This is a genomic window from Streptomyces sp. NPDC005281 (genome assembly GCF_040607495.1).
Taxonomy (GTDB): domain Bacteria; phylum Actinomycetota; class Actinomycetes; order Streptomycetales; family Streptomycetaceae; genus Streptomyces.
The window spans coordinates 226873-248629 of sequence record NZ_JBEXGX010000002.1; the positions used below are offsets into that span (position 1 = coordinate 226873).

The window sequence follows — 21757 nt, forward strand, 5'->3', positions numbered from 1 at the left end:
CATGCCCACCGACGCGAATCGGCTTCCCGCGGGCTCCGTCGCACGGTGGCATCCGCGAATTCCGCAACTCGCGCCGCCTGCCCGGCCACGCGCCAAGGGCGCGGGCGCATCACACGGCGGCTCCTCCGCCGGGCTCAGGGAGGGATCCCGGGGGCCCGAGACGGAAGCAGTCCGCGCCTCAGGCCGGTACGACAAATCCATCACCCGAGGAGAGCGGGCGCACGGGAGTCATTTTCCACATCGCGCCGCACCCGGCATATGCCGTTTTAACCATGCCTCCAGGGCCCAATTGACCAACACCGCCGAAGCGGCCGGACCCCGCGAAACCTCCTGGTCACAGACCTGAACCGACGAGATCGTCCTTGTCGGCGCCCGCGGCGGCGCAGCGCGCCGGGCCGGTCCGGTGATCCGGTGTGCGCCTTGGCGCTGTCGACGATTCTCGGCCCCGCCATCACGCCGGGGCGAATATCTTCGGAAAAGCCTTCTTTCGCGCCGTTGTGGACGAAGTAATGCTTTCCCAATACTTCGAGTGGTCGCAGACCCCACCCAGGACGGCGGCCACCACCCGAAGACCACGGCCCGCCTCCGCTCCCCGGGCCGGCGCAACTCCCCGCTCCCCGCTCTCCAGGCCGGACAGATCCCGCTCCCCTTTGCTGTCCCGCCTGCACACGTCCCTGCCCTGAGGAGAAGTCCGATGGACAACCGGTACGAGGCCTATGCCTACGCAGACCCGATCTTCTACGACTCGCCTCGCCGCTGGGGCGCACAGGAGGAGTTCGCGGCCGTCACCCAACCGTTGCCCGCCGGATGGGAGCGCGGCGACCTCGAGATCTGGGCGGTCGTACGCCCCCAGGACGTCCAACTGCCCTCGCAGGGCTGGAAGATCCATGTGTCCTCCTGCGCTGAGGATGCCGAGGCGGTACTGGAGCAGGTCTACGACTACTGCCTGCGCGAACACATCACGTTCAAGTTCCTGCGCGGGTTACCCATCCTCCAGATGCAGAACTCCAAGTACTCGCCGCGTGGTTCGAGCGGGAAGTTCTGCACGCTCTACCCGGTCGGTGACACCGAGCTGCGGCGCTGTCTCGAGGGCCTCGGCCCGCTGCTCACCGGCCGCCGCGGCCCGTACATTCTCAGCGATCTGCGCTGGGGAGAGGGACCTCTGTATCTGCGCTACGGGGGATTCGCCGAGCGTCACTGTCACAACGACGCCGGTCAGCGGGTGCTGGCTCTCGAAGACCCGGACGGCAGGCTCGTCCCCGATGTCCGCGGCGCCGGGTTCTCGGTACCCGACTGGGCGCCCGTACCCGCGTTCGTCGAGCGGGCGATCGCCGAGCGCAACGCCTCGGGGACACCCGAACTGCCCTACTCGGTCGAACGGGTGCTGCACTTCTCCAACGCGGGCGGCGTGTACCTGGGCCGCAAGGACCCGGACAGTCCGCAGGTGGTACTGAAGGAGGCGCGCCCCCATGCGGGGCTGGACCAGCGCGGAGTCGACGCCGTCACCCGACTCCAGCAGGAACACGACATGATGGCGCGCCTGGCCGGCTCACCCGGAGTCCCCGCACTGCACGAGATGCTGACCGTGTGGGAACACCGCTTCCTGGTCCAGGAGTTCGTCGAGGGCCAGTCGCTGAGCGAGTGGCTGACCACGAAGTACCCGCTCATCCATCCGGACGCCGACGAGGCCACCGTCGCCGAGTACACCCGCGAGGCGATCGCGATCGTGGACCGGATCGAGCACGTCCTGACCGGCATGCACGACCGCGGGGTCGTCTTCGGAGACCTCCACCCCCGCAATCTCATCATCCGGCCGGACGGCGACATCTGTTTCATCGACTTCGAACTCGCCTCTCCCGTCGACGCGTTCGTGCGTCCGGCCCTCGGCGCCGCGGGCTTCACCGCTCCGACGGGATACACGGGTCGGGAGATCGACCTGTACGGACTGGCCGCGATCCGCCTGTGGTTGTTCCTGCCGCTGGCCCAACTTCCCACCCTGGACGCCGGCAAGAGCACCGAACTCGCCGACGTCATCGAGCGCCGGTTCCCCGTGCCACCCGGATACACCGCCGAGATCCGCCGCTTGCTGGCCCCCTCCCCCTCGGACGGCCGCACGCCGAGGCCCGAACTGGGCCTGCGCAGGGCCCAGACACAGGCTCTGCTGAGCGGGCCGCGGGCCGACTGGCCGGCGATCCGCGACTCGCTCGCGGCCGGCATCCGTGCCATGGCCACCCCTCACCGCGAGGACCGGCTGTTCCCGGGCGATATCGCCCAGTTCACCCAGGGCAGTCTGGGCCTGGCCCACGGAGCGGCCGGCGTCCTCTACGCCCTCCACTCCACGGGTGCCGGCACGGACGCCGAACACATCGAGTGGCTCGTCGACGCCGCCCGTACCCGTCCGGCCCAGCCCGGTCTCTACAACGGCGGACACGGCGTGGCCTACACGCTCGACCTCCTCGGGGAACGCGAGGCCGCGCTCGACCTGCTGCGGCGGCTCACCGACTCCGCCCCGGACGGCCCCCTGGGCCCGGACCTCTGCTCGGGCCGCGCCGGCATCGCCCTGACCCTGTCGCACTTCGCCACGGCCACCGGCGACCCTCGACTGCTGGACGCCGCCCTCACCCACGCACAGACCGCGGCCGACGAGCTGGAGAAGGAGGGCCCGTCGAGCAGGCGCCGCAAGGCAGGCCTGATGGGCGGAGCGTCCGGTGCGGCCCTGGCCCTGGTCCGCCTCTACGAACGCACCGGCGATCACGCTCTCCTCGAACGGGCCCAGACACTCCTCGAACTGGACCTCGAACGGTGCGTGACCGCCGCGGACGGGACCGTCCAAGTCCTCGACGAATACCGGGTACTCCCCTACATCGAGACCGGCAGCACCGGCATCGGACTGGCTCTGGACGCCCTGCTCAGCCATCACCCCGACAGTCCGACGGCCCGCTTCCGGACCCCGATCAGCCGCGCGGCCGAACCCGAATTCATCATCCAGCCAGGCCTGTTCAACGGCCGCGCGGGACTCCTCGGCTACCTGGCCCTCACCCGGCCGCAGCCGCACCCTCCAGGCTCCGTGTACTCCCCGCGCCCGCGCACACCGGACGAAGCGGAAGCCGCCGCCCACCGCCAGACCGCGCTTGACCGTCACCGCAGGCTCCTGGCCCTCCACCAGATCTCCTACCAGGGCCACCTCGCCTTCCCCGGCGATCAGCTCCTGCGGCTCTCCGCGGACCTGGCGACCGGTTCCGCCGGGGTGCTCCTGGCCCTGGGCACCGCCCTGGCCGGCACCCCCTTCCTCCCCTGGGCCGGCCCAGTACCGCCGAGCCCGGCCGGACCGGCTCGGGCCGCAGTCGGACACCGCGCCGCCTCCGCCGGGCACACGGTCGGACACGCCTGACCGAGGCACCACAAGTCGCAACGGCACCAGTCGAGTTGCGCACCCAGACTCCCGGCCGGCCGGCCGGGTGATCCACCCGTCAGTAACCAAGGAGAACAGACATGATGATCCTCGACCTGCAGACGATGGACCTTCCCGAGACCGAGGCCACCCCGATCGACGACACGCTCGCGAGCACCAGCTCCCTGAGCGTGCTCAACTGCGGCACCAGCACCGTCAGCACGATCCTCTGCGTCTAGCGGACACCACCCCATAGGGGCACACAGCACAGCCGGCCGGGCCGCCACCAGCGGCCCGGCCGGTCGCCCACCGGGGCCCGGCCGGACCGGGCCCCGGCCCGCCCCACCCGCCCCGCCTCAGCCCCTCCCACCGCCAGGTGCGCGCCGACACGCGACGCCCCCTCGCCCACCAGAGAGGTTCCCCGTGGCCGACGAGCCCGCTCCCCGCACATCGGGCCCCCTGCGCCTGCGCCGTGAACTGACCGCCCAACCCGGCCCGTTGACCGCAGCGCTGTTGCTCGCACTCGCCGCCACCGCCGCCACCCTCGCCCTCCCCCTCTTCCTCCAGGACGTCATCACCGACTTCTCCCGCCACCGCCCGCTCGGCGAGCACATCGCCCTGATGTGTGGGGCCGCCGCGGCGGGCGCCCTCACCCAGGCGTGCTCCGGCTTCCTTCTCGCCCGCATCGGCGAACGCATGGCGTACAGGCTCCGCATCACCTTGATGGAACACGCGCTGCGGCTGCCGCTGCCCGTCGTACGGACCCAGGGCACCGGAGAACTCGCCGCCCGGATCACCTCCGACGCTCTGTTGCTGCGTCAGATCGTCGATGTGGCGAGCCAGTTGCCCCTCGCCACCGTGACCATCGCGGCGACCCTCGGCGTGATGGTGTGGATCGACTGGGTCCTCACCGTGGTCACCCTCGTCTCCCTGACCGCCCTGACACTGATGGTCATGCTGGTCCTGCGCCGCATGCGGGCCAACGTGACCGGCCAGCAGGACGCCGTCGGCCACATCGCGCAGCGCTTCACCGCGAACCTGGAAGCACTCACCACGATCAAGGCCAACCGGGCCGAGCCTCTGGCCACCCGTGCTCTCGCCGAGGACGCCGAACGGCTGCGCTCCATCTCGCTGGAGGGCGCCCGGCTGGGAACGCTGATCCCCGCCGTGCTCACCCTCGGCAACCAGCTGGCCATGATCGCCGTCATCCTCACCGGAGGCGCCCGCCTCGCCGCGGGCGACATCACGGCGGCCGCGTTCGCCGCGTTCCTCCTCTACCTGCTCCAGGCCATCCCGTCCGTCAACACCCTGGCCACCGGCCTCGGCCGGCTCCAGTCCGGCCTCGCCGCCCGCGACCGGTGCAACGACCTGCTGCTCCTGCCGCCGGAAGCCGACCCGGCCGACGACCAACAGACCGCCCCGACCCCACTGCCCGACGCGCCCGCCGTCGCCTTCGACTCCGTCTCCTACACGCACGCCGGAGCCGGCCGGCCCACCTTGCGGGGCATCTCGTTCACCACCGCCCGTACCGGCCTCACCGCCGTGGTGGGCGCCTCGGGGGCCGGCAAGACCACGACCCTCTCCCTCATCGACCGGTTCATCCGGCCCTCCTCCGGCACCATCACGGTCCTCGGCCACGACATGCGGCACTGGCCCCTGGACGGGCTGCGCACCCGCATCACGTACGTGGACCAGGCCTTCACCCTCCTGGAGGCCACCGCCCGCGAGAACCTCCAGCTCGGCCGCGCCACCCCCGCCACCGACGCCGAGCTCACCACCGCCCTCGACGCCGTCGGACTGACCGACGACATCACCCGCCTCCCCCAGGGCCTCGACACCCACCTGGGCCGCGAGACCGACCTCTCCGGCGGTCAGCGGCAGCGCATGGCGCTCGCCCGCGCCCTGCTCTCCGACGCCGACATCGTGCTGCTCGACGAACCCACCAGCCAGCTCGACGGCCTCAACGAACAGCGCTTCCGGACCATCATCGAAGAGCTGTCGAAGACCCGAGCGGTCATCGTGGTCGCCCACCGGCTCACCACCGTGCAGCACGCCGAGCACGTGATCATGCTCGACCAGGGCACCGTCACCGACACCGGCAACCACCCCACACTCCTCGAGCGCTGCGCCCCCTACCAGCGGCTCATCGCCAGCCAGGCGATCACCGGGACCTAGGACCTGGATCGAGCAGGATCGAAGAAGCCACCGCCACCGCGCCGCGTCTAGCGTGAACGGCATGACTTCCATCGCATCCATCACCCTCGAAGTGGACGACACGACCGCCGCCGAGCGGTTCTACGCCACCGCCTTCGACCTCGGCTCCCAGCCGCGTCTGCGCACCGCCGAGACGCCCACGACGGGCTTCCGCGGATTCACGCTCGCGCTCACCGTGTCCCAGCCGGCCGACGTCGTGAGCCTCGTCGACGGCGCGCTCGCGGCCGGCGCCACGTCACTGAAGCCCGTGTCGAAGTCCTTCTGGGGCTACGGCGGCGTCGTCCGGGCCCCCGACGGGACGATCTGGAAGATCGCGACCTCGGCGAAGAAGGACACCGGCCCGGCCACCGGCACCATCGACGACAGGGTGCTCCTGCTGGGCGTCGAGGACGTGAAGGCGACCAAGCGGTTCTACGTGGAGCAGGGGCTGACCGTCGCCAAGAGCTTCGGCGGCAAGTACGCGGAGTTCAAGGCGGACGAGCCCGACCAGTTCAAGCTGGCGCTGTACAAGCGTGCCGCTCTGGCCAAGGAGGCCGGCGTCGCCGACGACGGCAGCGGCTCGCACAGGCTCGCCCTCACCAGCACCACCACGGCGTTCACCGACCCCGACGGCTTCGTCTGGGAAGCCTCCACGCTGACGCCCACACAGCCCTGAACAGCCCGTGGTCTGCCGGCGTGACCGGCCGAGGAGGAGCGCCCGCCGTGGCCGCACCCCGGGGGTTCGTCCCTTGACCCAGCACGGGGGTTCGCAGCCTCACCCACCGCCGCGACTGCCCGTGACGGCCTACGACGTCTCCGCGCGGCCTGCCGCCAGCCGCGCCTCGAATCCGTCGAGCAACGACCGCAGGCCGAACTCGAAGGAGTTGTCGGGTGCCCCGGCGTACTCCGTGGCGGCTGTGGTGTCGAGGCGTTTCCGCAGGTGCGGGAACTGCATGGCGGTCTCGGTGGCGCGCGCCATGGCCTCGGCCATCAACTGCTCAGCCCCCTCACCGCTCTTGCTCAGCCTGCGGTTCAAGGACACCTGTGCGGCGGGGCCGAGCGTGCTGCCGAGCACGAAGGCGAGTGCGGCGGCGGCCGCCCGGTCCGCGTCCGCGGCGGCGAACCCGGCCCTCTCGTAGACGCCCAGGCTGAAGTCGTTGTGCCGCGCCTGGGCGGGTCCGTACAGGAGATGGCTGCCGAACGCCTGGACCAGCCACGGGTGCCGTGTGAGCATCGCGTACACACCGGTGGCATGGGCGGCGGCGGCCGTGCGCCAGTCGGTGGCCTCCGGATCGGGCAGCTCGACCTCGTCCCAGACGGCGTCGCTGGCGAGCCGGACCAGGTCGTCCTTGTTCTTGATGTGCCAGTAGACGGCCGTGGCGGCCGAACCGAGCCGTTGCGCGAGGCTGCGCATGTTCAGGCCGTCCAGCCCCTCGTCGTCGAGCAGCTCGATGGCGGCACGAACGATCCGGTCTGCGGTCAGCGTGTCTCGCGGCATGACCACCACCCTACTTGAACTTAGTTCATGGAACGTCTTGCACTTTGTTCAAGCGGCTCGTACGCTCCTACTTGTACTTAGTTCAAGGAAACCGAGGGGGAGCCATGTCGCAGGTAAAGTTGTCGGAGTTCGTCTCGTCCCAGGCCACGGAGCTCGGCGTTCCCGGTGTCTCCGTCGGGGTGCTTCTGGACGGCCAGGAGTTCTACGCGTCGCACGGTGTCACCAGCCTCGCCAACCCGTCGCCGGTGGACCGCGACACCCTCTTCCCGCTGGCCTCGGTCTCCAAGACCTTCACCGCGACCGCGCTCATGCGCCTGGTCGCCCAGGGACTGGTGGACCTGGACGCGCCGGTGCGGCGATACGTGCCCGAACTGCGGCTCGCCGACGAGCAGGCCGCGGCCGAGGTCACCGTCCTGAACCTGCTGAACCACACCGCGGGCCTGGAATGGAACCTGATCGACGACGGCAAGGGCGACCGCTCGCTCGCCGGTCTGGTGGCGAAGCTTCCCGGACTCCCGCTGATCGCACCGCCCGGGACCCGCGCGTCGTACAGCCAGGCCGGCTACAACCTGGCCGGCAGGATCGTCGAGAAGGTCACGGGCCTGCCGTTCGAGCAGGCCATGGCCTCACTCGTACTGGAACCGGTGGGCCTGACGGACACCGTGTACGGGCTGGCCGAGGCGATGGTCCGCAAGTTCGCCGTGGGCTACAACCGCGCCGAGGACGGCGAACTGCGCGTCGCCCGGCCCTGGAACGCGTTCAAGGAGGGTGCGCGGGGCGACAACCCCGGCGGCGGCCTCGCCTCCTCGGTGAGCGACCTGCTGCGCTGGGCCCGGTTCCAGCTCGGCGACGGAGACGGCCTGCTGCCCGCCGCCCAACTGCACCGGATGCGTGAGCAGACGGTCGAACTCCGCGCCAGCACGCTCGGGGACGGCTTCGGTATCTGCTGGTTCCTCCACGACTTCGACGGCCTCCACGGGATCGGCCACGGCGGTTCGGGCAACGGCCAGTTCGCCGAACTGCTCATCGTGCCCGAGCGCGGCTTCGCGGTGGTCTCCCTGGCCAACCTCGGACCGGACGGCTACCCCTTCAACCAGTCCGTCGTGCGGTGGGCGCTGGAGCACTACCTCGGCGTCACCGAGAAGCCGGCGCAACTGCTCCCGTACGACGAGGCGAGGGCCCGTCAGGTGGTCGGCCGCTACGAGATCGACGCCATGAATCTCGACATCGCCACCGACGGTTCCCGTCTCACCCTGGGAGTCGGGATCAAGCCGGAGATCCGGGAGGCGTCCGACGAGGAGATGCCGCCGGACCACCCGGCCGCGGCCATCGGTCTGCTTCCCGGCGACGGTGACGAGTACGTCGTCACCGAGGGCGGGCTCGAGGGGCAGCGCGGCTGCTTCACCCGCGACGCCGACGGAACGGTCACTGGCGTCGACATCGCGGGCCGGCTCTTCAACCGGGTCAGGCCGGCGTTCTGAAGTGGGGAGGCGCGAACGGCAGTTCGCGCCGGAAGACGGCCATGGCGCGACCGGGGCCGTCGTAGTCCTCGGTGATCTCCACATCGAAGCCGAGGCCGCGGTGGAAGGCGATCGACCCGGTGTTCCCGACGGACGTGATCGCCTTCAGCCGCCGCGCACCCTGGCGTTCGGCCGCCTCGGCGAACGCCGCGTACAGGCGGCGGCCGAGACCGGTTCCCCGCGCGTCGTCCCGGGTGGCGATCAGATGCGCGTACCCGGAGCCGTCCGGCGTGACGAAACCGAAGACGTACCCGCGGAGCCCGTCCTCGGCGCGGGCGACGAGGCAGGTGGAGCCGAACTCCCGCACCATCGCGAGAAGATGCAGCGAGCGAAGGTCCCGTTCGCCCCAGTAGCGGGAGTGATCGGCCAGGACCTGGTGAAAGTCGGCCACACCGGCCGGTGTTATGTCGATCTCCGTGACTCCTCCCTGTCCTGAAGAACGGGGCTTCTCGCTATGCCGTGTTGGCGTGGCGATGGACCAGCCCGGCCCGTAGAACGTTGGTGGCTGCGACGGTGTCGGCGTGCGCGGTGTGGCCGCACGAGAGGCAGTGGAATGTTTCCTGGCTGGGCCGGTTCTCCTTCGCGGTGTGCCCACAGTGGGGGCAGGTGCGGGAGGTGTTGCGGGGGTCCACAGCGATCACTTCCCGTCCGGCGCTCTCAGCCTTGGCGTGCAGGATCCTCAGGAACACCCCCCAACCGGCATCGGCAATCGAACGGTTCAATCCAGCCTTCGCGGTAGCCCCGTTGGGCAGGAACGCGCCGGCCCGGTCGGGGTCGGGCTTCGGGACGGGGGCCTTGCTCATGTTGCGGATCTTGAGGTCTTCGTGCGCGATGACATCATGCCTGCGGACCAGATCCAGGGCGGCCTTGTGCGCATGGTCCAGCCGCCGGCGGCGTACCTTTCCGTGCAGCAGGGCGACCTTCTCCACGGCACGTTGGTGGTTGGCGGTGCGGTCCTTGGCCTTGCAGCGCGGGAACCGGGACAAAGCCTGCTGCGCGGCCCGGAGTTTGACGGCCGCCCGACGGCCGTGGCGCGGGTTGGGCACGAAGGCGCCGCCCGAGTCGGCGAGGAAGTTCGCGATGCCCAGGTCGATCCCGACCGTGCTGTGGGTCGTCGGCAGGGGCTGTGGCTGTTCCTGTTCGGCGGTGAGCACGACGAACCACCTGCGGCCCTCGCGCTTGACCGAGATCGTCTTGACCCTGCCGAGCACCGGCCGGTGCCGGTTGGCCTTCACATGCCCGATGCCCTGCAGGCGGACGCGGGTGACCGCCTCGTGCGGGGTGGAGTCCCACCGGCAGCCGTCCCCGTCCTTCGGGAAGTCCACCGTGTCGAACCGGTTCACCCCGCGAAAACGCGGGTAGCCCGGGGCATCGCCAGACTTGACCCGTCGGAAGAACGCGGCGAACGCCCTGTCCAGACGGCGCAAGGTGGCCTGCTGTGAACTGAACGACCAGCGGCCCTGACGCTCCGGGTCGAACGCCCGGATCTCCTTGAGCTGCGCGGACTGCATCCCGTACCCGACGCTGGTCTTCGAAACGTGCCGCCAGGCATCGCGGCGTTCCTGCAACGCCCCGTTGTAGAGGGAGCAGTGATCTCGCAGCATCTCCGACAGTGCCTGCTCCTGGCGGACGGTGGGCCTCAGGAGGAACTTGTACGCACGGATCATCCAGCCCACCCCCTCCAGCCGATTTCACTCGATCCTAACTACCCATGGTCCATGTCACCACGCTGGGAACCAGATCCGGACAACAGCCGGGGACATCATGTTGTCCACTTGTCCACCACCTCCACGCACACTTGGTGTTTGTCACGAAGTCTCGGCGTGAGATCTTCAACGGCGACATGCTGACCCGCTGCGAGGAGATCATGCGGAACGTGTGCCACTCCTTCGAGGCCCATCTGCGCGAGTTCAACGGCGAAGGCGATCACGTCCACCTGCTCGTGCACTACCCGCCGAAAATCGCCCTGTCCAAGCTCGTCAACCCCCTCACGGGCGTCAGCTCCCGCTACCTGCACGCGCAGCACACCGGCCGGATCAACCGGATCGGGACCGGCTCGGTGTTCTGGTCCCCGTCATATTTCGCGGGGTCCTGCGGCGGCGCACCACTGAGCACCGTCCAGGAGTACATCGAGAACCAGAAGCGCCCAGCCTGACCCTCACCCCGAAGACGCAGAGAACTCCGGCGCTTCGCGCCTCCAGGCCGAGGATCGCATTCCCGCCCGGCCTAAAGGCCGGGATTCCCTGCGAAGAACAAAGGATGGAAGAGCGGGAATCCGTGCCCCGATGGGCCTGCCCAAGTTCCGTTGAATCCCTGCCAAGTTGACGTGTCAATATTCACCGCGCGAAACCCAAGCTTCAAAGAACCGAGCCGAGAGCAAGGTGGCGTCACCGTGGCCGTACGCGACGTCCATGGAAACGGGAGCTTCACGCAGGACAACGGGTTCGAGGTGCAGATGCGGAACATCCGTCAAGCAAACGCCTCGGAGCGGGGTGTCGCCACCTTGGAGGGGGACGCGACGACGACGGGCCTGGACGGTGCCGTGACCGGCTTCGTCGACAACCAGAGCATCACCTTCACCATCGACTGGGACCGCAGCGGCCCGGGGAAGGGCGGGCGGTACCGCGCGAACTTCTCCGTCGTCGCCCTGGACGGATCCTCGGTGCTCTCGGGCTCGACGTTCGACCTCGACCTCGACCACGGTGGATCGGGAAGCACCGCCGCCTGGCAGAGCTTCGGTAGCACGTTCCAGACCATCCCGTGAGGCTCCCCGGGCTCCGCCCGGTGCGGGACGCGGGGTGCTGAGCGCCGGGGTGCTGAGCACCAAGGTGCCGGGCACCGGGGCGCTGTGTTCAAAAGCAGTCGACGGTGCTCGCATCGGCAGTCGATCATCGGCGTATGCCACTGAGAGACACCCTTGAGCGCGTCGACGCGGACCTGGCCGCCGGCCGGGTCCCCGTCGCACGCCAGCGCCTGCGCGGGCTCGTGTCGTCGTTTCCGGACGACCTGACACTTCGGCGCCGGCTCGCCGAGACCTACCGGCTGTACGGAGAGCCGGCGGAGGCGGGCCGCTGGATGTATCTCGAGCCGGACCGGGACGCGGCCGAGACCTCTGCCTTCGAGACGAGATACGACACCGCTCCGAAGCGCATGCGCGCACTCGCCTGGCGGGGCTCCGAGTCGCTGGCCCGAACGGCCTTCGCCAAAGGGCAGTTGGAGGCTGTGCGAGCGGCCTGCTCCGAGGCCATGGGACAGCCCGTCGACTGGGACACAGTGCCGTCCGCCCCGAAGAAGGACAGCGAAAGCGGTGCCTTCACGGACCTCCTGGCAGGGGCCGGATGTCTGCTGGCGGTCGTCGCGTTCCTCGCGATCTGGGTGAACGGTCTCGTGGCCCTCTTCGACTGACCCCGGCCGCGGCGAACCATGGGACGCGCCGTCCGCCACGGGAACGGGAACCGGGGCGGCGGCGGATCGGGACCCCCGACGCCCGCCGCCGATCCGCCGGCCCACCGCCAATGCCCCGGCCCGGCCCGTCCCGGCCTCAGGCGTTCACAGAAAGCGCCACAGGTGGTCGGCCGTGCCGTTGTCGTCGTACTGGACCACCTGCGCACTGTTGCCGGTGGACATACGGTCCACACCGAGGACCTTCCCGCTGTTCTTGTTGCGGACGCGGTACCAGCCGTCGCCGTTGTCCACCAGCGTCCACAGGTGATCGTCCGTTCCGTTGTCCTCGAACTGCACGACGATCGCGCTGTTGTCCATCGACATGTGGTCCACGCCGAGCACCTTGCCGCTGTTCCCGTTGCGGATCAGATGCCAGCCGTCGCCCCTGTCGATCAGCTGCCACGCGTGGTCGCCCGTTCCCGTGTTGTCGAACTGCACCACCCGCGCACTGTTCTCGGTCGACATTCCGTCGACGGCCAGGACCTTGCCGCTGTTCTTGTTGGCGAGTCTGCGGAACGGCGGTTCCGGCGTCCAGGGCCGGCCGTCGGGAGCCGCCGTCGGGAAGGACGTGACGCGAAGTCGCGCGGCGCCCATGGGAATGAGGGTGACCGCCTCGACCGGCGCGTCGCTGCGGGCGGGGCAGTCCTGCAAGGGCGCGACGACATGTTCGTCGTCCGCCACCCACTCCTGGATCTTCCGAGCCTGCGCCGAGAGGTGTATGGGCGTGCCGGCGGCAGTGAACGGCTGGTCCGGGACGACGGGGCTGGTCTGTACCGGAGTCAGCGAGGTCTCCGGCACGAGGCCGTAGTTCCATGCGGTGGTCGCGTGAACCTCGTACGCGGGGAACCTGTCGTCGCCCGCGTAGCGGTCGTAGCGCTCGCCGATCTGCAACGAGTAGCTGAGGGGCCCCTGTTCGACGCTGACCGCGCCGTGCCGGCCGGGCCACGAGCGCAGCCGGGCCTTCTGGGGCAAGCGCAGCCGGACCACGTCACCGTCGTGCCAGGTGCGATCGATCCGCGCCCAGGACGGACCGTCCGGGGCCGTGACCGCCGTACCGTTGACGAGCAGTTGGGGACCCGTGCACCAGCCGGGCACACGCAGCCGCAACGGGAAGGTCACGGGGCGGGGCGTGTTGACGGTGAGGGTGATCGTGTCCTGGAAGGGGTATCCGGTCTCCTCGGTGACGGTGACCCTCGTTCCGCCCGCGACCGTGGCCCGGACCTGGCTCGGCGCGTAGAGCGCGGCGACCAGACCGCCGTCGGCACCGGTGAGCCAGAGTTCCTCGGTGAAGTAGGGCCAGCCCATACCGTAGTTGTGGGGGCAGCACCGGTACTGGTCGACGCCGGCCTGGAAGGCCTGCATGGCGAAGCCGTTCTGGAACTGGCCCTCGGTCTTGGGGCGGTTGTCGAGGTCGATGCTGTTGGCGCTGGTGATGTAGTGAACGGACTTGCCGTCCGGATCGAGGGAGGCGGGAAGCATGTTGAAGGCCAGGTCCTCACAGCGGTCCGCCCACACCGGGTCCCCGGTGACGCGGGTCAACAGCTCGTGGCTGGCCATGAATTCGACGATGCCGCAGGTCTCGAAGCCCTGCCGGGGGTCCGCGAACCCGGGGCGGTAGTTCTCGTCACCGGCCAGCCCGCCGCCGGGGAAACGCCCGTAGGCGCCCATCACCGCGCCATACGCCCGGTACGTGGCCCGGGTGAGATCGGCGGAGCCGGTCAACTGCCCGTACTGGGCGGGCTCCCGGAAGCCCTGAGCGATGTTCACGTTGTGCCGGCTCGGGGTGGCTCCGGTCCAGTCGACGCCGTAGCTGTGCATCTTGGCGGCGAGATCGAGGAGGAAGGCCTCGCCGGTGCGGCGATGGAGCCATACTGCGACGTCGAGGCCGTCGCCCCAACGGTAGGACACCCAGCTGGCGTTGAACGCGCCGGGCCCCTGGGCGTTCATGTAGCTGAGGAAGCGGACGAGGAAGGGCACGATTCGCTGGTCGTGGGTGTATTCCTCGTGCGTGCGCAGCGCTTGCAGCAGCGGCAGGAAGGGCCAGAAGTCCGGTCCGCCGTTGAGTGCCGTACGCAATGAGCGCGGCCCGAAGAAACCGTCGCTCTGCTGGGTCGCGAGGATCCCGTCCACCCACGCGCGCGATCGCGTGAGCGCGTGCGCGTCGCCCGTGGCGATCGCCAGCGGGATGTAGCCGCGCAGCCAGTAGGGCACTTCCTCCCAGGCGTCGCGCTCGGGATGCACCCAGCCGGTCGCGGAGAAGTCGAGGAAGTGCGAGAAGTTCTCGTACGTGCCGCACAGACCGGCGAGTTGCAGCCGGAGCTGCCCGGCGAGCCAGCCACGGGCTACCACGCTCCCGGGCGGCAGCTTCTGGAACGCGTCGGCCGGCGTCGTCGTCTGCGCTCGCGGCTGAGGCGCGGCGGCCGCGGCCCCCGTCAGCGGGCCTCCGAGTGCCGCGGCGCCCAGTGCGCCGGAGCCCATGGCGAGGATTCTCCGTCTGCTCACCGACATTGCAGGTGACCTGCCTTCCGAAAGGGGTCTGCTTGCAGTGCGACAACGTTGTCTCGCGCCTTCCGCCACGACCGGCCCCGCAAGATCATTCGGATCCGGCCCCTCCGTTCCTCGGGAACGGAAGGCGCCGCGGACTTCTACAACGTTGGAAATGATGCCGCGGACATGACAGCACGCCGGAGTCCAGCTGTCCATAAGGCCTCGCGCCACCGGCGTTGAGGCGGGCCTGCGCCTCGTCATGGGTGTCGTAGGCCTCGATGTCGATCGGCTCGGCGGGCGTGTGGGAGTGGAGCAGGTCGTACGTGGTGCCGCGGCCGTCGCCTCCGGCTGTCAGCCGCCGCCTCCGGTCATCGACATCAGCAGCTGGTGGGTCTCCGCGTCGGCGGCCACCACCAGTCCGCGGCCCGACCGCCCGACCGGGGCGCCGTCGATCCCGGTGACGACGCAACCGGCGGCCCTGCACAGTGCGATGCCGGCGGCGAAGTGCACGCTCCCGGACAGGTCACCGCCGTCCGTGACGTACGCCGCGCGCTTGCCGGCGGCGACCCAGGCCAGAGCCAGCGTCGTCGACACGACCCGGGGCCGGAAGCGTTCCACGAAGTCGGGCCGGGCCAGCAGGTCCACGGCGCGGAAACCGGGCGCGCCCGGGAACGGCGGGTCCAGATTGACGTCCACGAGGCTGGTGGCGGACGTGGGCGCCAGTCGCGTATCGGCGCCGTCCTGCCGTACCCAGGCGTTCCGGCCGTCGGTGAGGAAGACCTCGCCGCTGAACGGGTCGGCCACCGCCGCGGCACCATCGCGCAGCGCCACGTTGACGGCCACCAGCATGTTGCCGACGGCGTAGTTCAGCGTGCCGCACAGAGGGTCCACCAGCCACTGGCGCACGCTCCCCTCCGCACCCTGGCGCCCGCTCTCCTCCCCGAGCACGGCGTCATCGGGCCGGGCCTCGTGAAGAACGGCGAGGATCGTCTTCTCGGCCTCGATGTCGGCGGCGGTGGCGAAGTCGCCGCCGCCCTTGTCGACGCGCGTGAGGCGCCGTCCGTACATGGCGCGCACCACGTCGGCTCCCGCGAGTGCCGCCGCTGCCGCGACCTCGGCGTCGTCGCGTCCCGTATACGAATCGATCATGTCCCGCACGATATCCGCGGCACCGGACAGCCCGCCCCGGTATCCGCGGGAGACGCAAGTCCGGCCGCCGAGGCCGCACTTCGAGCCCGCCGGGCACCGCGCGCACCGCCTGCCGGGAGCTGCGGCTCCGGTGCGTCGGCCGGGACCTGTGGGGACTGCCGGGCCGATTGTCAGTGGCCGGCGCTAGCGTTCGCTGCATGGTCGCACTCGGCCCGGGACGGACTGACCTGGGTGAACTGTGCTCTCATCATGTGTTCCTGACGCGGAAGGCTGTGGCTCGTGGGGTGGCTGTCGGCGGGTGACGGGTATGAAGTCGCCCTTGTGGAGGGGCGGGTGGCAGTGCGTGCCACCACGGGCCGGTCGGCGGGGCGGCGGCTGAAATCGCTTCCGCGCGCGCTCAAGGACCACCCCGAGGTGGACCGGCTGCGACGGTTCGCCGAGTGGCTCGACCGGCACGCCACGGCGTGTGAGGCGCAGGTCGACGCGTGGATGGTGTCGTCGCTGCCCGTGCCCACCGGGCTGCTGGCCCGGGTGTGGCCGGATGAGGCCTGGCAGTCAGCGCTGCGCGATCTGGTCGTGGTCGGCGACGATCCGGACGACGTGGGCTTCCTGCGCGGCGCCACCGACGCGGGCGAACTGCGGCTGGTGAACCTGGACGGCGAGACCGTCCGGATCGCCCCGCGCACGGTCACGCTGCCGCATCCGGTACTGCTCCCGGACCTCGACGATCTGCGCGACTTCGCGGCCGAACTGGGCATGGTCCAGAGCGTCGAGCAGATCCACCGGGCGATATGGCGACGGCCCGATGATCTCCGTGCCAAGGCCACCGAGGTGCGGGAGTTCGCCGGGGGCTCGTTCCGTTCCCGCTTCGCACTCGCCGCACGGGCCAGTTCGCTCGGTTACGGCGTGTCGGGGGGTTACGCCACCGCCCGCGTGCGGGACGGCGTGCGCACCGTCGAGGCCTCGGTGTGGATCGGGGAGCCGTACTGGGAGGGCGACGTCGAGACCGGGGCGCTCACCTGGCAGGACCAGGACGGCCGCGCCCTGCCGCTGGGCGAGGTGGGGGCGGTCGCGTGGTCGGAGGGGATGCGCATGGCCGCGGCGCTGTACGCCGGCCGCGTCATCGAGGAGGGCAAGAACGCATGAGCGGGGGGACGCAGGTGTCGTACGAGGAACTGCTGGCGGCGGGTGCGGTGCTGCCTCCGGACACGGAGGGGGCGGACGGGCCGGGGGTTGCGCTGACGGCGCGGACGTACCGTCATCCGGGTCTGGACGACCGGGTGGTGGTGCGGCTGGTGCCGGGTGAGCTGGGGGCCGCGGAGGACCTGGCCGCCGGATTCCTCGGCCTGGAGCAGGACGCCGAGCCCGTCATGGTCGGGTTCGGGCCCCGCCAGTCGCTCGGCTTCCCGGAATGGGTGCTGGTGCACCACCCGCAGGACGGCCACCACGCCCTGCGCGTCGTGCCCGACCTGGAGCGGGCCGCGCGGCAGGTCAAGTCCCGCCCGAAGGCCTCTCTCGAGGCCTTCGTGGAACTGGGCGAGAGGCTGGCGGCCTCGGTGCCTCACTTCCTGCCGACGTTCTACGAGCAGGCCGGGCGGGTGTTCCTGGCGGAGGAGAACGCCACTTATGCGGCCCAGTTGTTCACCCGCGCCCGCAAGGCCGAGGCCGAGCACGGTCTGACGGTGCAGGAGGAGCGGCTGGACGCCGTGTTCCTGGAGTTCGCGCTGGCCGGGGCGCTCCCGGTCAAGGTGTTGTCGGCCTATGCGAGGGAGCTGGCCGCGCGTGTGCCGGCGGAGGACGCGCTGCGCCGCTTCACCCGGCTGTGCCTGCGCCGCACGGCGGGCGGGCTGCCGCCTTCGGTGCAGATGGCGAACGACCTGCGCAAGCTGGCCCGGGCCGCCGGCCGCGACGCCGGTCTCACCGAGCAGGAGTACGTCTGCGAGCTCCTCACCCTCCCGGCGACCCTGCGCGCGGCGGCCGGCTGGTGGAAGGGGCACCGCACGGCGCTGGTCGCCCTCGCGACGCGCGAAGCGCGGGTGCGGGGCACCTTGCTCGATCTGATGCCCGCCGGTGGCGACAGTGACATGTCGACGATGTGGCTGGAGCTGCTGGAGGACTCCGGCGCCACCGCGGGGCTGTGGGACGCCACCCTGCCCGACGAGCAGCGGCCGCAGGACGGTGCCGCGGGCTGGCTGGAGCGGTTCCTGACCTTCTGGCAGCGGGCCCGGTCGTGGCGCGACCCCAGTCGCATGGCCGAGCTGTATCCGCTGGTGGAGCGGACCGCGGACCGGTTGCGGACCGAACTCGCCCCGTCCGGTGGAGCGTTGAGGGTCATCCACGATCTGGATCTGATCGACCTGCTGTTGTCGCTTGACGTTCCGGTGGCCGCACCGCGCGAGGGCGACGCGCTCCTGCTGTCGCAGTGGGCCCTGGGCGAGGGCCGCCGCGACCTGGTGTCGCTGGCCGCGGACAGCCGCTTCCACGGGGCCTTCCACCGGGGCGCGGACCGTTTCGGCAACGACGACCAGTCGCTGCGGTCGATCACGCTCCTCGCGGCGTCACCGGGCGGCCGTCCCCTGCTCGCGGACTGGGTGCTCGGGGTCGTACGGCGGTTCACCGCCGTGGGCCTGCCCCAGCTGCCCGAGGCACTGGCCCGCCTGAAGTGGCTGCCCGCCGAGGCACTGGCGCTGGCCGAGGACGAGGTCCGTGACGCCGCCGGCACGGACCTCGCACCGGTGCTGGCGCGCACGCTGCGGGCCGGGCTCTTCGACGAACTCGGCTGGCCCGCATGGGAGGACGCGGTCGCCGACCTCGTTCCCAAGGCCGACGTCGAGGACGTGGTCGTCGCCGACGCCTGGCCCCATCTCATCGTGGCCGGAGCCTCCCAGGCGCGGGTCATCGGCGCCGAGGGCACGCTCCTCACCCACGACCTGCGGATTCCGGCGAACAACGGCTGGGGCGATCCGGGCTTCCACCATGTGGACGGGGAGCTTCTCGTCTACTGGAACGACCGCACCGAGGGACTGCGCGGCTACTGGCACACCCGCCCCGACCGCCCGCAGTCCCTGGAGGGCGCCCGGAACACCAGGGGTACCCGGATGGACTGGTACCGGGGGAACGGGCCGATCACCCTGCCTCTGCCCGGCGGCGGCCGCACGACGGGCGGCGGCATCCTGCACGCCGGCGACACCACCCTGCCCGAGGAGCGTCAACTGCTCTGCGACGGCGTCTCGTACTGGGTGTGGAGCGCGGAGGACGGGGTGCACGACTGGCACGAGTACGACCCTGCGACGGGTGAGCGGGGCCGGGTGAGCAGGCCCGCCTTCCTCACCGACGCCCTGCGGGACGCCCCCGAGGGAAGTACGTTCGGCGGTGGCCGGCTGAGCCCCTCACCGACCGTCGGAACGACACCCGCCTCCGCGCCCGTGGACGGCCTGGTCGGTCTGCGCGTGGTGAAGCTGCCCGACGGCTCCGTGCGCGCCGAGGACCGGGCCGGTCACACCGTCACCCTGCCCGCGGACGTCGGCCGGCCCTCGACGCTCGTGGTCTTCCCCGGTGCCGAGGAGGCGCGGGCCGTCGTCCACCAGAGCTGGCGTCTCGCCATCGTGGACGCGGACGGCGTCACCACCTCGGTGGCCAAGACCGACCGCGCGCCCGGCGCCTTCGGCGAGGGCTCTCTGCTGCTGCCCCCGGTGCAGTACTGGGAGTGCCTGACGGCCCGCGATCCCGAGGGCTCCGAGTCGCTGCGGCGCATCGGGCGCGACACGGCCGCGGCTCTGCTGGCCGCCGCCGGTGACGAGGACAAGGAAGTCCTGCCGGAGGCCATCCGTTCGCTCCTCCAGGTCACGCACACCGCCCTGGTCGCGGGAATCGCCGGTGTCGTACGGCACGCGGCCGGTCAGCAGGCCGTCCTGGACGCGGTGGCCGTCCGGCTCACCCACGCCCTCGACGACGGCCCGCAGGAGGAGGGCCCCGCCGGACCGCCGGACACCGTCCTCATCGACGCGACGAACGGTCTCTGCGGAACCACCCGCTCCTGGTGGAACCGTGACAACGAGGCCGACACCGTCTTCCGTACCCTGCGCGAGCTGAAGCGGGCGGCCGGGCTTCCTGACGCCCCCGTGACGGAGGGAGCGACAGCGCTCCTCCACCTCGACGGACGACGGGTACCCGTGGGACAGCCGAGCCTGGAGACACTGCTCGACCGTGTGCCCGCTCTGGCCTACCGGACGGCGGCCCACACCACTCCCGACGACCACAGGGAGGCCCTGCACGCGCTGCTCGCCGAGTTCGACGCCCTGGATCTGGCGCCGGCCGCCGGACTCTCGCCCTGGCGCAAGGTGGAGCTGCACCTGGCGGTGGACACGGTGCGCACCCCGTCGGGCGAGTGGCGTGAGGGCGCGTGGAACGGGGTGCTTCCCCTGGGGGACGGTTCCTTCATCGCCGTGGTGGGGGGCGTGTCGCAGGGGGAGGACGGCTGTGTCTTCACCGGGTTCTTCCACGATCCGGCCGGGCGCTTCGACACCCCGGAGCCCTACACGCTCCGGGCGTCCGCCCCGTTGAGCGAGGACGGTCACGCGGGCCGGCTCGGCGCGTTCCTCGAGGAGTTGTCGGCACGCGGACCGGCTCCCTGGTTCCCGCAGGCCGCCGAGGAGTTCGCGCGTCTGACCGGCGTCACCGACACCATGGCCCGGCTGATCGTGGCCGGGATGCCCCAGGTCATCAATGAGCGCTCGTACCTGACCGCGCAGACATGCGCGGCCATCGGAGTGAAGCCCGGTCCCGCGGGCGTCGCCAAGGAGGAACTGCGCCAACTGGGCGAGGCGATCCGTGCCGAGGTCGTGGCAGCGCTACTGCCCGCCGACCCCGCCCGCCTGTGGACCGAGGGACCGGACTGGGCCGCCGCGGCCGAGGTCTGGAACAGCAGGCTGGGCCGACGGGCCGCCGTACCCGAGGAGTTGCTCAGCGACGCGGTGCGCGCCTTCAAGCACGGACAGTGGAATGCCCGCCAGGCGCTGCCCGCGATCCTCGACCCGGCCCAGGAGCCCCGGCTCACCCGTGACCACGAGTGGGTGGTCGACGGCGACCGGGTCAAGTCCCTCGACAAGGAGACGCCCGGATTCGCCGGACCGATCCTGATCGGCTTCGTCGGACTCGCCGCCTGGCTCGCCCACCGGCTCCCCGCCGGGGACCCGATCCGCGCCGCGCTGCCCGCCGCGCTCGACGCCGTGCGCGACCGGCTGTCCCACCCCGGGCTGATGCTCGACCTCGGGCGGTACGTCAGCATCAGCGACTTCCGGAAGACGGCGGGCGCGCCCACCGAGGTCGGCAAGGGGTTCGAGCGGTACGGCGCCGTCGTCCTCGCCACGCACGACGACCAGCCGTCCCCCGCCCTGCGGGTCTCCCTGCTCGACGAGGCGGGCCAGGACCCGTACCTGCCCGCGCTGCGTGTCGACGGCCAGCGCCCCTACCACGTGGAGGTGGCCCTGCGGCTGGCCCGCTCCGCCCGCTTCGAGGCACTGCTCGCCGATCCGGGCGACCCGCAGGCGGGCGAGCGCGGCAAGGACGGCACCTGGTGGCCGCAGGACCCGACCCGCTCGGTGCCGGATCTCGTCACGGAGGCCGCCAAGGAGTACGGCCTAGGGGAGGACGCGGCGGCGCTCTATCTGATGCTGCTCGCCATGCCCGACCCGACGGACCGGATGACGGCCCGGTGGACGGGGTGGAAGCCGGCCCGTCTCAAGGCGGCCCGTGCCGAACTGGCCGCCACCGAGCTGGTGTTGGAGGCCAACCGCACCCGGGCCGGGCGTTCGCTGTTCCTGCCCGGCGGCTGGGTGGTGCCGAAGGCCCCGCGCGTTCCGCTGGAGCAGTGGAAGCGGCCGCTGTACGACGACCTGCTGTGGCGGGATGAGGCTCTGCTCGCCGTGATCGTGCCGGCCGAACCGGTCGCGGATCTGTACCGAAGGGCCTGGCAGCTGGTCCAGGAGGGCGGCGGGCCCCGGTTCGAGGAGTTCGAGGTACGACCGGGCCGCCGCCGCTGACGCACCGCCGGGGCTCCGGTGATCTCCGGCCGGG

Annotated in this window: 15 protein-coding genes; 10 read left to right on the top strand and 5 right to left on the bottom strand. The window is 70.9% G+C overall.

Annotated elements, in window-relative coordinates:
• The first annotated feature begins 694 nt into the window (after positions 1-694).
• From lanKC to ABZV42_RS03740, 4 genes are all read left to right on the top strand, one after another.
• The gene (gene lanKC / locus ABZV42_RS03725) at positions 695-3391 is read left to right on the top strand and encodes a class III lanthionine synthetase LanKC (protein ID WP_356050824.1); all 2697 of its coding nucleotides are present in this window, start codon (positions 695-697) and stop codon (positions 3389-3391) included.
• A gap of 101 nt (positions 3392-3492) precedes the next feature.
• The gene (locus ABZV42_RS03730) at positions 3493-3630 is read left to right on the top strand and encodes a SapB/AmfS family lanthipeptide (RefSeq protein ID WP_107065889.1); all 138 of its coding nucleotides are present in this window, start codon (positions 3493-3495) and stop codon (positions 3628-3630) included.
• Between the two features lie 184 nt (positions 3631-3814).
• Positions 3815-5566 carry an ABC transporter ATP-binding protein gene (locus ABZV42_RS03735; protein ID WP_356050825.1) on the top strand — a complete coding sequence of 584 codons (1752 nt, stop codon included), beginning with the start codon at positions 3815-3817 and terminating at the stop codon, positions 5564-5566.
• Between the two features lie 61 nt (positions 5567-5627).
• Positions 5628-6260 carry a glyoxalase gene (locus tag ABZV42_RS03740; protein ID WP_356050826.1) on the top strand — a complete coding sequence of 211 codons (633 nt, stop codon included), beginning with the start codon at positions 5628-5630 and terminating at the stop codon, positions 6258-6260.
• A gap of 129 nt (positions 6261-6389) precedes the next feature.
• Here ABZV42_RS03740 and ABZV42_RS03745 read toward each other — a convergent pair whose 3' ends face one another.
• A complete protein-coding gene (locus tag ABZV42_RS03745; RefSeq protein ID WP_355979592.1) occupies positions 6390-7082 on the bottom strand; it encodes a TetR/AcrR family transcriptional regulator C-terminal domain-containing protein in 693 nt (230 codons plus the stop codon).
• 104 nt (positions 7083-7186) lie between these two features.
• Between ABZV42_RS03745 and ABZV42_RS03750 the strand changes: the two genes are divergently transcribed.
• Positions 7187-8563 (top strand): serine hydrolase domain-containing protein, encoded by a 1377-nt coding sequence (locus ABZV42_RS03750; protein WP_356050827.1) that lies wholly within the window; start codon positions 7187-7189, stop codon positions 8561-8563.
• Here the strand turns inward: ABZV42_RS03750 and ABZV42_RS03755 are convergent.
• Both ABZV42_RS03755 and ABZV42_RS03760 read right to left on the bottom strand, forming a co-directional pair.
• On the bottom strand, positions 8547-8993 hold the full coding sequence (locus tag ABZV42_RS03755) for a GNAT family N-acetyltransferase (RefSeq protein ID WP_356050828.1): 447 nt from the start codon (positions 8991-8993) through the stop codon (positions 8547-8549). The genes ABZV42_RS03750 and ABZV42_RS03755 overlap by 17 nt on opposite strands.
• A gap of 61 nt (positions 8994-9054) precedes the next feature.
• A complete protein-coding gene (locus tag ABZV42_RS03760) occupies positions 9055-10269 on the bottom strand; it encodes a transposase (RefSeq protein WP_356050829.1) in 1215 nt (404 codons plus the stop codon).
• Positions 10270-10331: 62 nt separating this feature from the next.
• On the opposite strand from ABZV42_RS03760, the gene tnpA reads away from it, so the two are divergent.
• From tnpA to ABZV42_RS03775, 3 genes are all read left to right on the top strand, one after another.
• Entirely contained in the window at positions 10332-10757 is a 426-nt protein-coding gene (tnpA, locus tag ABZV42_RS03765; protein ID WP_356050911.1) for an IS200/IS605 family transposase, read from the top strand.
• Positions 10758-10994: 237 nt separating this feature from the next.
• Positions 10995-11366, top strand: a complete 372-nt coding sequence (locus tag ABZV42_RS03770; RefSeq protein ID WP_356050830.1) for a hypothetical protein — start codon at positions 10995-10997, stop codon at positions 11364-11366.
• A gap of 134 nt (positions 11367-11500) precedes the next feature.
• Positions 11501-12007 carry a DUF6584 family protein gene (locus tag ABZV42_RS03775; protein ID WP_356050831.1) on the top strand — a complete coding sequence of 169 codons (507 nt, stop codon included), beginning with the start codon at positions 11501-11503 and terminating at the stop codon, positions 12005-12007.
• 144 nt (positions 12008-12151) lie between these two features.
• Here ABZV42_RS03775 and ABZV42_RS03780 read toward each other — a convergent pair whose 3' ends face one another.
• Both ABZV42_RS03780 and ABZV42_RS03785 read right to left on the bottom strand, forming a co-directional pair.
• Positions 12152-14554 carry an RICIN domain-containing protein gene (locus ABZV42_RS03780; RefSeq protein ID WP_356050832.1) on the bottom strand — a complete coding sequence of 801 codons (2403 nt, stop codon included), beginning with the start codon at positions 14552-14554 and terminating at the stop codon, positions 12152-12154.
• Between the two features lie 330 nt (positions 14555-14884).
• Positions 14885-15682, bottom strand: coding sequence for an inositol monophosphatase family protein (locus ABZV42_RS03785; protein WP_356050833.1), 798 nt, complete (start codon positions 15680-15682; stop codon positions 14885-14887).
• A gap of 279 nt (positions 15683-15961) precedes the next feature.
• Between ABZV42_RS03785 and ABZV42_RS03790 the strand changes: the two genes are divergently transcribed.
• Positions 15962-16828: a DUF4132 domain-containing protein gene (locus ABZV42_RS03790; protein ID WP_356050834.1), complete on the top strand. Its 867-nt coding sequence runs from the start codon at positions 15962-15964 to the stop codon at positions 16826-16828.
• Positions 16825-21723 carry a DNA-binding protein gene (locus tag ABZV42_RS03795; RefSeq protein WP_356050835.1) on the top strand — a complete coding sequence of 1633 codons (4899 nt, stop codon included), beginning with the start codon at positions 16825-16827 and terminating at the stop codon, positions 21721-21723. Before ABZV42_RS03790 ends, ABZV42_RS03795 begins: the two co-directional genes overlap by 4 nt.
• The last annotated feature ends 34 nt before the right edge of the window (positions 21724-21757 follow it).

Bases quoted from the DNA above. Each gene is read 5' to 3' on its own strand.
- lanKC (WP_356050824.1), top strand. From the start codon at position 695: ATGGACAACCGGTACGAGGCCTATGCCTACGCAGACCCGATCTTCTAC.
- ABZV42_RS03795 (WP_356050835.1), top strand. From the start codon at position 16,825: ATGAGCGGGGGGACGCAGGTGTCGTACGAGGAACTGCTGGCGGCGGGT.
- ABZV42_RS03760 (WP_356050829.1), bottom strand. From the start codon at position 10,269: ATGATCCGTGCGTACAAGTTCCTCCTGAGGCCCACCGTCCGCCAGGAG.
- ABZV42_RS03780 (WP_356050832.1), bottom strand. From the start codon at position 14,554: ATGTCGGTGAGCAGACGGAGAATCCTCGCCATGGGCTCCGGCGCACTG.
- ABZV42_RS03785 (WP_356050833.1), bottom strand. From the start codon at position 15,682: ATGATCGATTCGTATACGGGACGCGACGACGCCGAGGTCGCGGCAGCG.
- ABZV42_RS03775 (WP_356050831.1), top strand. From the start codon at position 11,501: ATGCCACTGAGAGACACCCTTGAGCGCGTCGACGCGGACCTGGCCGCC.
- ABZV42_RS03745 (WP_355979592.1), bottom strand. From the start codon at position 7,082: ATGCCGCGAGACACGCTGACCGCAGACCGGATCGTTCGTGCCGCCATC.
- ABZV42_RS03750 (WP_356050827.1), top strand. From the start codon at position 7,187: ATGTCGCAGGTAAAGTTGTCGGAGTTCGTCTCGTCCCAGGCCACGGAG.
- ABZV42_RS03740 (WP_356050826.1), top strand. From the start codon at position 5,628: ATGACTTCCATCGCATCCATCACCCTCGAAGTGGACGACACGACCGCC.
- ABZV42_RS03730 (WP_107065889.1), top strand. From the start codon at position 3,493: ATGATGATCCTCGACCTGCAGACGATGGACCTTCCCGAGACCGAGGCC.